This window comes from Kitasatospora sp. NPDC001261 (assembly GCF_042896795.1).
GTDB lineage: Bacteria > Actinomycetota > Actinomycetes > Streptomycetales > Streptomycetaceae > Kitasatospora.
Map to the genome: position 1 here is coordinate 480,145 of NZ_JBIAXP010000001.1, position 13,917 is coordinate 494,061.

Genomic DNA, 13,917 nt, shown 5'->3' on the forward strand with positions numbered 1-13,917 from the left:
CACCGGCAGGCGGCCCGAGGACAGGGCCGCAGGCAAGCGCAGGAGGCACACCAAGGGATCCGAAGCCCCCCGAACAGCAAGGAGCCCCCGCCCGCCCCACCAGGGCGGACGAGGGCTCCCCGAGCAAAGCTCGGCCACCCGCTGCTAGCAGCCGATCAGCCGCGCGCCCAGGTACGCCTTGACCTGGTCCAGCGACACGCGCTCCTGCGACATGGTGTCGCGGTCGCGGACGGTCACCGCGTTGTCCTCGAGGGTGTCGAAGTCGACCGTGACGCAGAACGGCGTGCCGATCTCGTCCTGGCGGCGGTAGCGCTTGCCGATGGCGCCGGCGTCGTCGAACTCGACGTTCCACGCGGTGCGCAGGTCGGCGGCGAGGCCGCGGGCCTTCGGGGACAGGTCGGCGTTGCGCGACAGCGGCAGGACGGCGACCTTGACCGGGGCCAGGCGCGGGTCGAGCCGCATGCCGACGCGCTTCTCCATGACGCCCTTGGCGTTCGGCGCCTCGTCCTCGAAGTAGGCGTCGATCAGGAAGGCCAGCATGGCGCGGTTGAGGCCCGCCGCCGGCTCGATGACGTACGGGAAGTACCGCTCGCCGGACTCCTGGTCGAAGTACTTCAGGTCCTGGCCGGAGGCCTCGCTGTGCACCCGGAGGTCGTAGTCGGTGCGGTTGGCGACGCCCTCCAGCTCGGAGAACTCGCTACCGCCGAAGTTGAAGCGGTACTCGATGTCCACCGTGCGCTTGGCGTAGTGGGAGAGCTTCTCCTTCGGGTGCTCGAAGAAGCGCATGTTCTCGGTGCGCAGGCCGAGGCCGACGTACCAGTCCCAGCGCTGCTGGAGCCAGTACTCGTGCCACTGCTCGTCCTCGCCCGGCTTGACGAAGAACTCCATCTCCATCTGCTCGAACTCGCGGGTCCGGAAGATGAAGTTGCCGGGGGTGATCTCGTTGCGGAAGCTCTTGCCGGTCTGGGCGATGCCGAACGGCGGCTTCTTGCGCGAAGTGGTCTGGACGGCCTTGAAGTTGGTGAAGATGCCCTGGGCGGTCTCGGGGCGCAGGAACGCCAGGCCGCTCGCCTCCTCGGTGACGCCGAGGTGGGTCTTCAGCATGCCCGAGAAGTCCTTGGGCTCGGTGAACTGGCCCTTGGTGCCGCAGTCGGGGCAGTTGACGTCCTTGAGGCCGTTCGGCGGCGGGAAGCCGTGCTTGGCCTCGTACTTCTCCTCCAGGTGGTCGGCCCGGTGGCGCTTGTGGCAGGAGAGGCACTCGGTCAGCGGGTCGTTGAAGGTGGCGACGTGGCCGGAGGCCTCCCAGACCTCGCGGGCGAGGATCACCGACGAGTCGAGTCCGACGACGTCCTCGCGGGCCTGCACCATCGCGCGCCACCACTGGCGCTTGATGTTCTCCTTGAGCTCGACGCCCAGCGGCCCGTAGTCCCAGGCGGCACGCGTGCCGCCGTAGATCTCGCTGCAGGGGTAGACGAAGCCACGGCGCTTGCTCAGGCTGACGATCGTGTCGATCTTGTCGGCGGCCACAGTGCTCTCTTCAGTACGTACGGCACGGTCAGGGCACGGCTGGTTGCGCGTACCCGAATACCTCAGGTTACCGGCCATACGGGTACGTGATTCAAATCGGTATCGTCCGGCCGCTCCCACCCTCCGTCACCTCTCGTTCACCCGTCCGAGTGATTTGACAATCATTTCCATGTGAGATGAGAATGATTGTCATGATGATCGGACTGCCTCGACTCGGACTCTCCCGCCGCACCCGCCGCTCCATAGCCCTCGGCACCACCGCGCTCGCCGCCTCCCTCGCCCTCACCGCCTGCGGAGGCAGCAGCAGCGCCGACAGCGGCGGCGGCCGGCTGAAGGTCGTCGCGTCCTTCTACCCGATGGAGTTCCTGGCCCAGCAGATCGGCAAGGAGCACGTCGCGGTCACCGACCTGACCGCCGCCGGCGTCGAGCCGCACGACCTGGAGCTCACCGCCAAGCAGGTCGGCACGGTCCAGAAGGCCGACGCGATCATCTACCTCAAGGGCCTCCAGCCCACCGTCGACCAGGCCGTCGCGCAGTCGTCCAGCAAGCACAAGATCGACGCCACCGCCGCCAGCCCGCTGGTCGACCACCACCTCGACGAGGGCACCGAGGCCGGGGGCGGCGCCGACGGGGCCCACGGGGCCGACGGCCACAAGCACGAGGACACGGCCGGCGACCCGCACATCTGGCTCGACCCGACCCGCTACGCGGCGATCGCCAAGAGCGTCGGCGACGAGTTCGCCAAGGCCGACCCGGCGCACGCCGAGGACTACCGGAAGAACACCGACGAGCTGGTCGGCAAGCTCACCGCGCTCGACCAGGAGTTCCGGGACGGGCTGAAGGACGCCGGGACCCGGACCTTCGTCACCAGCCACGCCGCCTTCGGCTACCTCGCCGAGCACTACGGCCTCACCCAGGTCGCCATCAACGGCGTCGACCCGGAGTCCGAGCCCACCCCGGCCCGCCTCGCCGCGGTGCAGAAGGCCGCCAAGGACAACGGCGTCACCACCGTCTTCTTCGAGACCCTGGTCAGCCCCAAGCTCGCCGACACCGTCGCCAAGGACCTCGGCCTCAAGACCGCCGTCCTGGACCCGCTGGAGGGCGTCAAGGACCCCGCCAAGGACGACTACCTGACCGTCATGAAGCAGAACCTGGCCAACCTCCAGGCCGCCCTCGGCGCCCCGGCCGGAACCGCCGGAGCTGCTGGCACCGCCGGCACCACCGGCACCGCCCCGACCGCGCCCGCCACGGCCGACGCCACCACCCCCGCCCCCGCGAACTGACGGGACCGAGCACCATGACCGACCCGATACCCCCGGCCGTCCGCCTCCGTGACGCCGTCGCCTCGCGCGGCGGCCGGCCGGTGCTGCGCGGCGTCGACCTCACCGTCCGCCCCGGCGAGGTCGTCGCCCTGCTGGGCGCCAACGGCTCCGGCAAGTCGACCACCGTCAAGGCCGTGATCGGCTCCGTCCCGCTGGAGCGGGGCACCCTGGAGCTGTTCGGCACCCCGTACGGCTCCTTCCGCGCCTGGCACCGGATCGGGTACGTCCCGCAGCGCACCACCGCCGCCTCCGGCGTCCCCGCCACCGTCCGCGAGGTGGTCTCCACCGGACGGCTGCCGCAGCACCGGCTGCTGCCCTTCCGCCGCCGGGACCGCGAGGCGGTGGACCGCGCGCTGGCCGCCGTCGGCATGCTGGAGCGCGCCGGGGACGGCGTGGCCGACCTGTCCGGCGGCCAGCAGCAGCGGGTGCTGATCGCCCGCGCCCTGGTCGGCACCCCCGACCTGCTGATCATGGACGAGCCGATGGCCGGCGTGGACGCCGCCAGCCAGCAGGTGCTCGCGGACACCCTGCGCGCCGAGGTCGGCCGCGGCGCCTCCGTCCTCCTCGTGCTGCACGAACTCGGGCCGCTGGAGCCGCTGATCGACCGCGCCGTGGTGCTGCGGGACGGCTGCGTCGCCCACGACGGCCCGCCCGTGCCCAACACCGGGCTGCACGCGCTGCCCGGCCACGACCACGTCCACCCGCACGCCGACCTGACCCCGCCGAGGCTGCTGGCATGACCGAGATGCTCTCCTACGACTTCATGCAGCGGGCCCTGCTCGCCGCCGTCCTGGTCGGGATCACCGCCCCGGCCGTCGGCATCTACCTGGTGCAGCGCCGCCAGGCGCTGATGGGCGACGGCATGGGCCACGTCGCGATGACCGGCGTCGGCCTCGGCTTCATCTTCCAGACCAGCCCGGTCTGGATGGCCGTGCTGGTCTGCGTGCTCGGCGCCGTCACCATGGAGCTGGTCCGCTCGCGCGGCAACCAGCGCGGCGACATCGCCCTCGCGATGCTCTTCTACGGCGGCATGGCCTGCGGCAAGCTGCTGGTCTCGATGTCCGCCCAGGCCGGGGCCGGCTCGCTGGAGAGCTACCTGTGGGGCTCGATCCTCACCGTCGCCCCCGCCGACCTGGCCACCATCGCGGTGCTCGGCGCGGTGGTCGTCGCGGTCACCGTGGGCCTGCGCCGCCAGCTCTTCGCGATCTGCCAGGACGAGGACTTCGCCCGGGTCACCGGTGTGCCGGTGCGCACCCTCAACCTGCTGCTCGCGGTGATGGCCGCGGTCACCGTCACGGTCGCCATGCGCGTCGTCGGGCTGCTGCTGGTCAGCGCGCTGATGGTGGTCCCGGTGGTCGCCGCCCAGCAGCTCACCCGGTCCTTCGCCGCCACCCAGGCCGCCTCGATCGCGCTCGGCGTGGTCGTCTCGCTGGCCGGCGTCACCGGCTCCTACCACCTGGACGTGCCCTCCGGCCCGGCCATCGTGCTGCTCGCCATCGCGGTCTTCGCGGTGTTCAGCCTGCTCGCCGCGCCGCTCGCCCGGCGGCGCCACCGCGGCACCGGCGAACACGGGCCGAAGGTGTGCGACGTCGAACTGCCGGAACAGGCCTCCGGCGAACCGTCCGGCACGACCACACCTGAGGGGCGGGCGGGGCTGGCACAATGATGTGCGAGACGCCCACGACCCCAGGAGGACCCACGGTGACCACCGCAGGCCCGTCGCCGCGCGCCCGCTCGACCCGGCAGCGAGCCGCCGTCTCGGCGGCCCTGGACGAGATCGCGGACTTCCGCAGCGCGCAGGAGCTCCACGACCTGCTCAAGCACCGCGGGGACTCCGTCGGTCTGACCACGGTCTACCGCACGCTCCAGTCGCTCGCGGACGCCGGCGAGGTGGACGTGCTGCGCACCGCCGACGGCGAGGCGGTCTACCGCCGCTGCAGCAGCGGGCACCACCACCACCTGGTCTGCCGGCACTGCGGCGCGACCGTCGAGGTGGAGGGTCCCGCGGTGGAGCGCTGGGCCAACTCGGTCGCCGCCGAGCACGGCTTCAGCGACATCGCGCACACCCTGGAGATCTTCGGGACCTGCGCGGAGTGCGCCAAGAAGGTCTGAGGCTCGTCCGCGCGCGTACGGCGAAGGGGACCCACCGGGCAGATCCCGGTAGGTCCCCTCCGTCGTATGCGCCCGTCAGCGCGGGGACGGCACCGGCGCGCCGACCTCGTTCGGGATCGCCCCGCCGAAGCGCCGGTCGCGCATCGCGTACTGCTCGCAGGCGCGCCACAGGTCGCGGCGGTCGAAGTCCGGCCAGAGCACGTCCTGGAACACGAACTCGGCGTAAGCCGACTGCCAGAGCAGGAAGTTGGAGGTGCGCTGCTCCCCGCTGGGGCGCAGGAACAGGTCCACGTCCGGCATGTCCGGGTGGTACATGTACTTGGCGAGGGTCTTCTCGCTGACCTTCTTCGGGTCGAGCTTCCCGGCCGCGACGTCCAGGGCGAGCGCCTGCGCCGCGTCGGCGAGTTCGGCCCGGCCGCCGTAGTTGACGCACATGTAGAGCGTGACGGCGTCGTTGTCCTTGGTCTGCTCCTCGGCGACCTGGAGCTCCTGGACGACGCTCTTCCACAGCTTGGGCATCCGGCCGGCCCAGCGGATCCGCACGCCCATCGCGTCCATCTCGTCGCGGCGGCGGCGGATGACGTCCCGGTTGAAGTTCATCAGGAACTTCACCTCGTCGGGCGAGCGCTTCCAGTTCTCGGTGGAGAACGCGTACAGCGAGATGTTCCTGACCCCGAGCTCGATCGCGCCCTTGAGGACGTCCAGCACCACGGACTCGCCGACCTTGTGGCCCTCGGTGCGGGGCAGTCCGCGCTCCTTGGCCCAACGGCCGTTGCCGTCCATCACGATGGCGACGTGGTCGGGGACCAGCTCGCCGGGGATCTTCGGGGGCTGTGCGCCGCTGGGGTGGGGGGTCGGGGGGACGTACGTCCTCTGCTTGCCGCCGCCGAAGAGCCGTCGCGCTGCCATGTGCTCACTTCTCCACGTATCTCATCGAGCGGATGCCCCGCTCCAGGTGCCACTGCAGATAGGCCGCGACCAGGCCGCTGCCCTCCCGCCAGTACCGCGGCTCGCAGGCGTCGGCCGTCTGCCAGTCCCCTGACAGCAGCGCCCCGAGCAGTACCAGTGTCTCAGGGGAGGGTACGGCACATCCGGGCACTCGGCAGTCGCCGCAGAGCACCCCGCCCGCGGGGAGGGAGAAGAAACGGTTCGGCCCCTCCAGGCCGCATTTGGCGCAGTCGGTGAAGCTCGCGCCGTACCCGTTCACCGCGAGCGAGCGCAGCAGGAAGGCGTCCAGCACCAGGTGCGACTCGTGCACCCCGGCCGCCAGCGTGCGCAGCCCGCCGACCAGCAGCAGGTACTGCTGGACGGCCGGTTCGCCCTCGTTCTCGGCGAACCGCTCGGCCGTCTCCAGCATCGCGGTGCCGGCCGTGTAGCGGCCGTAGTCGGTGACGATCGAGCCGCCGTACGGGGCGATCGTCTCCACCTGGGTGCAGAGCGGCAATCCGCGGCCGAACAGCTCACTCCCCCGGCTGAAGAACTGCACGTCCACGTGCGAGAACGGCTCCAGCCGGGCGCCGAACTTGGACTTGGTCTTCCGCACCCCGCGCGCGACCGCCCGCACCTTGCCGTGCTGGCGGGTCAGCAGGGTGATGATCCGATCGGCCTCGCCGAGCTTCTGCGCCCGCAGCACGACGCCGTCGTCCCGGAAAAGACTCATGGGGACCATTCTCCCCCACCCGCCCCCGGCTCCGGACGGCCCCGCCCGCCCGCACCGGGCTCCGGACAGCCGTGTTGCCCGCACCGGCGGTCGTGGGGGAGACCACGGCGGTGCGGGTCACGGCGGGCCCGGGGTGGGGAGGCCAGGCCCGTTGTGGGGGATTCCGAGGTGGTCTGAGGTGGTCCGCGGATCTTCGGAGGTGGACGGTACGGAGAGGCGGTCGCTACTGGTACGGCGTCCGGGTCGCCGCCTCCAGCAGCGCCCCGACCCGGGACCGCGGCAGGTCCAGGCAGCGCCCGACCGCGGCCAGCGCCTCGCGCTCCTGCGGCAGGTAGCGGCCGTCCGCCAGCGCGATCGCCGCGCCCTGCAGCAGCAGCCGCTCGCGGCCGGAGTGGGCCAGGTGCGGGGTGAGCGGTTCGACCACGGCGTGCAGTTCGACGGCCAGGCCGCCGGCCTCCGCCAGCCCCCGGCCGGGGGGCGCCTCCAGGTCGTGGGCGTGGTAGAGCTCGCCGCCGAGCCCGGAGAGCGCGGCGAGCGCGGCCAGCACCTGGGCCTCGCCGCAGTCCTCGAACCCGGCCTCGCGGACCGCCGCGCAGGCCGCCTCGCGGGCCGCCCGGTGGGCGGTGCCGCCGGCCGCGAGCATGGCCAGCGCGATGGTGTACTGGGCGTCCCGCAGCATCGCGCCGAGGCGCACGCAGGTGGGCTGCTCCAGGCTCTCGACGCCGTACCGGCCGTGGCAGCTGGTGCACTGCACGCTGCCGAGCACCGGCCCGAGCGGGACCACCGGGGTCCCCAGCAACCGCAGCCACCGCCGGCCGTGCTGCCGGCGGTAGTTGCGGTCCCCGCCGCAGCCCGGGCAGAAGAAGTCACCGAGAACGTCAGTCCGCCACCGCGGGCGAACACCCCACAACCTGGTCACGGCGCCACTCCCCAGACATGGCAGGCGGCCTGCTCGACTATGGGCAGGTCACGCGACCGGACACCGAGGCCGTCCCACCGACCCGGCTTTCCGGTGGATCGATGTTGCCACGGTTACCGGCACGTGTCAGTACCTCGAACGGCTTCCGATTCGAAAAAATGTGGCGCAGGCCACAATCCGGGGCGGGGACGACGAAGGGCCGCCCCGTGGGGCGGCCCTTCGCATACCACCCGTTCGAATTAGCCGCGCTGCGAGCGGTTGACGGCGCTGATCATGGCCTTCAGCGAGGCCAGCACGGTGTTGCCGTCGATGCCCACGCCCCACAGCACCTTGCCGTCCACCGCGCACTCCACGTACGCGGCGGCCTGGGCGTCGCCGCCCTCGCTCAGCGCGTGCTCGGCGTAGTCCAGGACGCGTACGTCCACGCCGATCCGGGCCAGCGCGTCGGCGAAGGCCGAGACCGGGCCGTTGCCGGTACCGGTCAGGGTCACCGGGACGCCGTCCACCCGGGCCTCGGCGGTCAGCGCGTCCCGGCCGTCCTCGGTGGTCAGGGTGCGCGAACCGCTCAGCGAGATCCGGCCCCACGGGTTGCCGGTGGTCGGCAGGTACTCGTCCTCGAAGACCCGCCAGATCTCGGCCGGGCTGACCTCGCCGCCCTCGGCGTCGGTCTTGGCCTGGATGATCCGGGAGAACTCGATCTGCATCCGGCGCGGCAGGTCCAGCTTGTGGTCGTTCTTCAGCACGTACGCCACGCCGCCCTTGCCGGACTGGCTGTTGACCCGGATGACCGCCTCGTAGGTGCGGCCGACGTCCTTCGGGTCGATCGGCAGGTACGGCACGCCCCAGGTGTGCTCCTCCAGCGGCACCCCGGCCGCCTTCGCGTCCGCCTCCAGGGCGTCGAAGCCCTTCTTGATGGCGTCCTGGTGGGAGCCCGAGAAGGAGGTGTACACCAGGTCGCCGGCGTACGGGTGGCGCGGGTGCACCTCCATCTGGTTGCAGTACTCGGCGGTGCGGCGCACCTCGTCGATGTCGGAGAAGTCGATCTGCGGGTCGATGCCCTGCGAGAACAGGTTCATCCCCAGCGTCACCAGGTCGACGTTGCCGGTCCGCTCGCCCTGCCCGAACAGGCAGCCCTCGATCCGGTCCGCGCCCGCCATGTAGGCCAGCTCGGCGGAGGCGACGGCGGTGCCGCGGTCGTTGTGCGGGTGCACCGACAGGCAGACGAACTCGCGGCGGGACAGGTGGCGCGACATCCACTCGAACTGGTCGGCCTGGACGTTCGGGGTGGCCCGCTCGACGGTGGCGGGCAGGTTCAGGATGATCTCGCGGCCCTCGCCCGGCTGCCAGACGTCCATGACGCCCTCGCAGACCTCCAGCGCGAAGTCCAGCTCGGTGTCGACGAAGATCTCCGGCGAGTACTGGTAGCCGAAGACGGTGTCGTCGCCCAGCAGCTTCTCCGCGTACTCCATCACCAGCCGGGTGCCCTCGGTGGCGATCGCCTTGGTGGCCGCCCGGTCGTTGCGGAACACCACCCGGCGGAACAGCGGCGCGGTCGCGGCGTACAGGTGGACGGTCGCCCGCGGGGCGCCGACCAGCGCCTCCACGGTCTTCTCGATCAGGTCCTCGCGGGCCTGGGTCAGCACCGAGACGGTGACGTCCTCGGGGATCGCCCCCTCCTCGATCAGCGACCGTACGAAGGCGTGGTCGGTGGCCCCGGAGGCGGGGAAGCCGACCTCGATCTCCTTGTAGCCCATGGCCACCAGCAGGTCGAACATCTTGCGCTTGCGGGCCGGCGACATCGGGTCGATCAACGCCTGGTTGCCGTCCCGCAGGTCGGTGGACAGCCAGCGCGGCGCCTTGGTGATCACCTTCTCCGGCCAGGTGCGGTCCGGCAGGTCGACGGTGCCGAACGGCAGGTAGCGCCCGTGCCGCATGCCCGAGGGCTGCTGGCGCACCGAGGCGGCGGTGATCGGGGTGGGGCGGTCGACGAAGGGGCGGCCGGCGGGGACGGACGCGGCGGAGTTCTGCTCGGTCATGGAGGTGACTCGGCTTCCTGTGATGCGTGGTGCGGGCGGGTCGGGGGTGGTCAACACCTGGTCAACACCGACTGGCCGGCCTCTGCTGCCGCTCGCGATACACCCTTGGATCGCCGATTGCGCGCACAGCACGTTCCCCGCGGCGAGGGTGCCGGCCCCAGTGGACTACAGGCCCTCGACGCGGCAGCTAAGAAGAAGCAGCCCGTTGCGCATGATGGGCCCAGCGTAACCCAGCACCGCGCGCCCCCGAAGTGATCCGGGCCACCGTTCCACTCCTTGAGACGCCGACCGGTCGTGCCGGAGGTGGTGACAATCGGTCATCGAAGCCTCACCCTGGGCAACATGACCGCAGCAGCACCGTTCTGCACGATCGTCCCGCCGTTCGTCCTGGACCGCCTCGCCGAGGCCGGCCACGAACCCGCCGTCCACTCCCTGGCCCTCGACGCGGCGCACCGCGCGGCCCGCCTCTCCCCAACCCCGCCCGTCGCCGTCCCCGGTCTCAACCGGGTCGTCTACGACGCCGGCCACGGCCAGCGGCTGCCCGGCCGCTCCGTGCGCACCGAGGGCCGCGCGGCCTCCTCCGACAGCTCCGTCAACCACGCCTACGACGGCCTCGGCGCCACCTTCGCGCTCTACGCCGACGTCTTCGGCCGGCACTCGATCGACGACCGCGACCTGCGGCTGGACGCCAGCGTCCACTACGGCCGCGACTACGACAACGCCTTCTGGAACGGCCACCAGATGGTGTTCGGCGACGGCGACAACGTGGTGTTCGGCGACTTCACCGCCTGCGTCGACGTCATCGGCCACGAACTCACCCACGGCGTCACCCAGTTCACCGCCGGACTGGACTACCAGGACCAGCCCGGCGCGCTCAACGAGTCGGTCTCCGACGTCTTCGGCTCGCTGGTCAAGCAGTACGCGCTGCGCCAGGCCGCCACCGACGCCGACTGGCTGATCGGCGCCGGACTGCTCGCCCCGGGCGTCCAGGGCGTGGCGCTGCGCTCGATGAAGGCGCCCGGCACCGCCTACGACGACCCGCGGCTCGGCAAGGACCCGCAGCCCGCGCACATGCGGGACTACGTGGACACCTCCCAGGACAACGGCGGGGTGCACATCAACTCCGGCATCCCCAACCACGCGTTCTACCTGCTGGCCACCGCGCTCGGCGGCTCGGCCTGGGAGCGCGCGGGGCGGATCTGGTACGACGCGCTGACCGGGCGCACGCTGCCCGCCGACGCCGACTTCACCGCCTTCGCCCGGGCCACCGTGGCCGCCGCCAGGGCCCGCTACCCCGACGACAGGTCGGTCGTGGACACCGTCACGGCCTCCTGGGCGCAGGTCGGGGTCAGCCCGGGGTGAGCGGGGCCGCGGACGACCCCGGGAGTACGCCTGAAGGGTGGTTGAGACCGGGTTGAGGCGGGCTTAAGGTCACGGTCCGGGAAAAGCCCGGCAAACCCCCTCCCCGGGTAGCACCATGGACACCATGCGTATCCAGGTGACCCGGACCGGCGGCTTCGCGGGGATCGTCCGCCAGGCGGAGATCGACACCGCCGACCGCACGGACGCCCCGCACGTGCACGCACTCGCCCGCGAGGCCGTCGCGGGCGGGCTGCGCGCGCCCTCGTACGGGGTGCCGGACGGCTTCCACTACGAGATCACCGTCGACGGCCGGTCGGTGTACTGCGCCGACCCGAAGCTCACCGACTCGCAGCGCGAGCTGGTCTCCCTGGTGCTGCGCGAGGGCGCGTAGCACCAGGGAGCCCGCGGTCGGGGCCTTATGGGGCCTGTCGGGCGGCGGCCCCCGGGGTCAGAGCCAGCCGTCGAGCGCCGCCAGGAAACCGGCCGGGTCGTCCCGGTGGACGGTGTGGCCCGTGCCGGGGACGGTGCGCACCTCGAAGCCGCGGGCGCTCAGCTCCTCGGCGCTCGCCGCGTCCACCAGCATGCTGCCGTCGGCCAGGACCACCAGCGAGGGCACCGCCGGCCGGGCCGGCAGGTCCGAGCGCTGGTCGGCCAGGGCCAGCGCCGAGTCCTCGTCCCAGGCGGCCGCGGCGGCGATCTCGTCGTCCACGTCGGCCGGTTCCCAGGTCGGGCTGAGCGCCACGACCTGCTCCCGGGTGAGGTGCCGCAGCTGCGCCATCACCCGCGGGTCCATCCCGGTCTGGACGAACCGCCAGGCCGGGTCGACGTACACCGCGCGGGCCGGCTTCAGCCGCTCGACCGCGTCCGCCAGGACGATCCCGCCCAGCGAGTGGCCGATCGCGAGCTCGACGCCGGCCGGCAGGCTCTCCAGCAGGTCCTCGGCGTACGCCGCCAGGGGGTAGCGCTCCAGCGCGGTGGCGCCGGTGCCGCGCTGGCTGGCGCCGTGCCCGCGCAGGTCCACGGCGAGCACCCGGTAGCCCCTCCCCGCCAGGGCCGGGCCGACCAGCCGCCAGGTGCGGTGGTCGGACATGATGCCGTGCACCAGCACGGCCAGCCGGTCCCCGCTGCCCCACTCCCGGGTGTGCAACTCCATCGCGGTGTAACCCTTCTGACGTCGCGTACGGCCGGACCACGGCGAAGGCCCGCCCGGACGCACAACGTCCGAACGGGCCCCAGGCCTCCCGGCGGCCCGAACTCCCTCGTCGGGAGCCCGGGTTCAGAAGCCGAGCTTGCGCAGCTGCTTGGGGTCGCGCTGCCAGTCCTTGGCGACCTTGACGTGCAGGTCCAGGTAGACCGGCGTGCCGAGCAGCGCCTCGATGTGCTTGCGGGCGGTGGTGCCGACGTGCTTGAGCCGCGCGCCCTTGGCGCCGATCACGATCGCCTTCTGGCTCTGCCGCTCGATGTAGACGTTGGCGTGGATGTCCAGCAGCGGGCGGTCCGCCGGGCGGCCCTCGCGCGGGAGCATCTCCTCGACCACCACGGCCAGCGAGTGCGGCAGTTCGTCGCGCACGCCCTCCAGCGCGGCCTCGCGGATCAGCTCGGCGACCATGATCTGCTCGGGCTCGTCGGTGAGGTCGCCCGCCGGGTAGAGCTGGTCGCCCTCCGGCAGCAGCTTGGTGAGCAGGTCGGCGACCAGCTCGACCTGCTTGTCGCCGACGGCGGAGACCGGGATGATCTCGGCCCACTCGAAGCCCAGCTCGATGCCGAGCTGGTGAATGGCGATGAGCTGCTCGGCCAGGCGCTTGGAGTCGACCAGGTCGGTCTTGGTGACGATGGCGACCTTCGGGGTCTTCTTGATCCCGGCGATCTCCTTGGCGATGAACTTGTCGCCGGGGCCGATCTTCTGGTCGGCGGGCAGGCAGAAGCCGATCACGTCGACCTCGGCCCAGGTGGTGCGGACCAGGTCGTTGAGGCGCTCGCCGAGCAGGGTGCGCGGCTTGTGCAGACCGGGGGTGTCGACCAGCACGAGCTGGGCGTCCGGGCGGTGCACGATGCCGCGCACGGTGTGCCGGGTGGTCTGCGGGCGATCGGAGGTGATCGCGACCTTCGTCCCCACCAGGGCGTTGGTCAGGGTCGACTTGCCCGCGTTGGGCCGGCCGACGAAGCACGCGAACCCGGAGCGGTACGAGGAGGAAGGGGCATTCATGGGCTCCATTCTCCCTGATCACCGGAGCCCCGCCGTCCGGGCCCACCCCGCGGGGGTGTCCGGGGCGCGCTCAGCCCTTCTTCCCGGCCTTCCCGCCCTTGCCGGAGGTGGGGATCAGCGAGACCACCACCAGCACCAGCAGGAAGCCCAGCGAGCCGTACAGCCAGAGCTCGGACCCGGTCTCCTGCCACTTGCCCAGCCCCATCACGAACAGCACCAGCCCGGCGAAGAACGCCACCGCCCCCATGCCCCAGTCCCCTCACCGAGTCCACTCCCCCGGTGAGATTATCTGCAAGGCCTGGGCTCCAAGACCATGCCGTCCGACAGCGCCGTACGGGGCACACGGCGGGGCCGCCGAAGGCCCGCCAACGGCCCCCGGCGGCCCCGTACGGGCCCCTCGACGGGCCTCAGCGCGCCTCGGCGGACACCCGCAGCGTCCCGTCCGGCCCGGCCAGCAGCACGGGCGTCCCGGCCCCGCCCAGGTCCCGTACGGCCGCCAGGTCCGTCTCGGCCGGCTGCTCCGCCTCGCTCACCACGGCCGCCGCCTCCAGCGACCGGGCGCCGCTGGCCACCGCCATCGCCACCGCCGTCTGCAGGGCGCTCAGCCGCAGCGACTCCAGCGCGACCGTCCCGGCCACGTAGGTGCGCCCGGTCTCGTCACGCACCGCGGCCCCCTCGGCCACGCCGTTGCGGGCGCGGACCGAGCGGGCCAGGGTGATGATCTTCTTGTCTTCGGGGTCGAGCTCGACGATGTCACTCATGCCGCCGAGCAT

General features: G+C 72.0%; 15 protein-coding genes. 6 read left to right on the top strand and 9 right to left on the bottom strand.

Annotated features, from left to right (window positions below):
* Positions 1–144 precede the first annotated feature (144 nt).
* Positions 145–1,527 (bottom strand): glycine--tRNA ligase, encoded by a 1,383-nt coding sequence (locus tag ACFY4B_RS02220; protein WP_030233601.1) that lies wholly within the window; start codon positions 1,525–1,527, stop codon positions 145–147.
* Positions 1,528–1,718: 191 nt separating this feature from the next.
* Here ACFY4B_RS02220 and ACFY4B_RS02225 point away from each other — a divergent pair, with 191 nt between their 5' ends.
* From ACFY4B_RS02225 to ACFY4B_RS02240, 4 genes are read left to right on the top strand one after another with little or no spacing between them, the layout of a single operon-like run.
* On the top strand, positions 1,719–2,810 hold the full coding sequence (locus tag ACFY4B_RS02225; RefSeq protein ID WP_387966253.1) for a metal ABC transporter substrate-binding protein: 1,092 nt from the start codon (positions 1,719–1,721) through the stop codon (positions 2,808–2,810).
* 14 nt (positions 2,811–2,824) lie between these two features.
* Entirely contained in the window at positions 2,825–3,589 is a 765-nt protein-coding gene (locus tag ACFY4B_RS02230; protein ID WP_049651099.1) for a metal ABC transporter ATP-binding protein, read from the top strand.
* Positions 3,586–4,515 (top strand): metal ABC transporter permease, encoded by a 930-nt coding sequence (locus ACFY4B_RS02235; protein ID WP_049651098.1) that lies wholly within the window; start codon positions 3,586–3,588, stop codon positions 4,513–4,515. The genes ACFY4B_RS02230 and ACFY4B_RS02235 overlap by 4 nt, the downstream gene beginning before the upstream one ends.
* Positions 4,516–4,550: 35 nt before the next feature.
* On the top strand, positions 4,551–4,961 hold the full coding sequence (locus ACFY4B_RS02240) for a Fur family transcriptional regulator (RefSeq protein WP_049651097.1): 411 nt from the start codon (positions 4,551–4,553) through the stop codon (positions 4,959–4,961).
* Between the two features lie 75 nt (positions 4,962–5,036).
* Here ACFY4B_RS02240 and ACFY4B_RS02245 read toward each other — a convergent pair whose 3' ends face one another.
* From ACFY4B_RS02245 to leuA, 4 genes are all read right to left on the bottom strand, one after another.
* Positions 5,037–5,870 (bottom strand): isoprenyl transferase, encoded by an 834-nt coding sequence (locus tag ACFY4B_RS02245; RefSeq protein WP_049651096.1) that lies wholly within the window; start codon positions 5,868–5,870, stop codon positions 5,037–5,039.
* Positions 5,871–5,874: 4 nt separating this feature from the next.
* Entirely contained in the window at positions 5,875–6,621 is a 747-nt protein-coding gene (gene recO / locus ACFY4B_RS02250) for a DNA repair protein RecO (RefSeq protein WP_049651095.1), read from the bottom strand.
* Between the two features lie 223 nt (positions 6,622–6,844).
* Positions 6,845–7,540 (bottom strand): hypothetical protein, encoded by a 696-nt coding sequence (locus ACFY4B_RS02255; RefSeq protein WP_049651094.1) that lies wholly within the window; start codon positions 7,538–7,540, stop codon positions 6,845–6,847.
* Between the two features lie 239 nt (positions 7,541–7,779).
* Complete coding sequence (leuA, locus tag ACFY4B_RS02260; RefSeq protein WP_375876395.1) at positions 7,780–9,576, bottom strand: 2-isopropylmalate synthase; 1,797 nt, start codon at positions 9,574–9,576, stop codon at positions 7,780–7,782.
* A gap of 342 nt (positions 9,577–9,918) precedes the next feature.
* Here leuA and ACFY4B_RS02265 point away from each other — a divergent pair, with 342 nt between their 5' ends.
* Together ACFY4B_RS02265 and ACFY4B_RS02270 are read left to right on the top strand one after the other, a co-directional pair.
* A complete protein-coding gene (locus tag ACFY4B_RS02265; protein WP_387966254.1) occupies positions 9,919–10,938 on the top strand; it encodes a M4 family metallopeptidase in 1,020 nt (339 codons plus the stop codon).
* Positions 10,939–11,062: 124 nt separating this feature from the next.
* Complete coding sequence (locus tag ACFY4B_RS02270; RefSeq protein WP_049651101.1) at positions 11,063–11,329, top strand: protealysin inhibitor emfourin; 267 nt, start codon at positions 11,063–11,065, stop codon at positions 11,327–11,329.
* Positions 11,330–11,386: 57 nt separating this feature from the next.
* Here ACFY4B_RS02270 and ACFY4B_RS02275 read toward each other — a convergent pair whose 3' ends face one another.
* From ACFY4B_RS02275 to ACFY4B_RS02290, 4 genes are all read right to left on the bottom strand, one after another.
* Positions 11,387–12,091, bottom strand: a complete 705-nt coding sequence (locus ACFY4B_RS02275; RefSeq protein ID WP_387966255.1) for an alpha/beta fold hydrolase — start codon at positions 12,089–12,091, stop codon at positions 11,387–11,389.
* Positions 12,092–12,214: 123 nt separating this feature from the next.
* A complete protein-coding gene (era, locus tag ACFY4B_RS02280; RefSeq protein WP_049651090.1) occupies positions 12,215–13,144 on the bottom strand; it encodes a GTPase Era in 930 nt (309 codons plus the stop codon).
* Positions 13,145–13,214: 70 nt separating this feature from the next.
* Complete coding sequence (locus ACFY4B_RS02285; protein ID WP_158077653.1) at positions 13,215–13,391, bottom strand: hypothetical protein; 177 nt, start codon at positions 13,389–13,391, stop codon at positions 13,215–13,217.
* 160 nt (positions 13,392–13,551) lie between these two features.
* Entirely contained in the window at positions 13,552–13,905 is a 354-nt protein-coding gene (locus ACFY4B_RS02290; protein WP_049651100.1) for a cytidine deaminase, read from the bottom strand.
* Positions 13,906–13,917: the final 12 nt, after the last annotated feature.

Coding starts and splice junctions, on each gene's coding strand:
- ACFY4B_RS02270 (WP_049651101.1), top strand. CDS start 11,063: ATGCGTATCCAGGTGACCCGGACCGGCGGCTTCGCGGGGATCGTCCGC.
- ACFY4B_RS02290 (WP_049651100.1), bottom strand. CDS start 13,905: ATGAGTGACATCGTCGAGCTCGACCCCGAAGACAAGAAGATCATCACC.
- ACFY4B_RS02235 (WP_049651098.1), top strand. CDS start 3,586: ATGACCGAGATGCTCTCCTACGACTTCATGCAGCGGGCCCTGCTCGCC.
- leuA (WP_375876395.1), bottom strand. CDS start 9,576: ATGACCGAGCAGAACTCCGCCGCGTCCGTCCCCGCCGGCCGCCCCTTC.
- ACFY4B_RS02225 (WP_387966253.1), top strand. CDS start 1,719: ATGATGATCGGACTGCCTCGACTCGGACTCTCCCGCCGCACCCGCCGC.
- ACFY4B_RS02230 (WP_049651099.1), top strand. CDS start 2,825: ATGACCGACCCGATACCCCCGGCCGTCCGCCTCCGTGACGCCGTCGCC.
- ACFY4B_RS02275 (WP_387966255.1), bottom strand. CDS start 12,091: ATGGAGTTGCACACCCGGGAGTGGGGCAGCGGGGACCGGCTGGCCGTG.
- ACFY4B_RS02245 (WP_049651096.1), bottom strand. CDS start 5,870: ATGGCAGCGCGACGGCTCTTCGGCGGCGGCAAGCAGAGGACGTACGTC.
- ACFY4B_RS02285 (WP_158077653.1), bottom strand. CDS start 13,391: ATGGGGGCGGTGGCGTTCTTCGCCGGGCTGGTGCTGTTCGTGATGGGG.
- recO (WP_049651095.1), bottom strand. CDS start 6,621: ATGAGTCTTTTCCGGGACGACGGCGTCGTGCTGCGGGCGCAGAAGCTC.
- era (WP_049651090.1), bottom strand. CDS start 13,144: ATGAATGCCCCTTCCTCCTCGTACCGCTCCGGGTTCGCGTGCTTCGTC.
- ACFY4B_RS02265 (WP_387966254.1), top strand. CDS start 9,919: ATGACCGCAGCAGCACCGTTCTGCACGATCGTCCCGCCGTTCGTCCTG.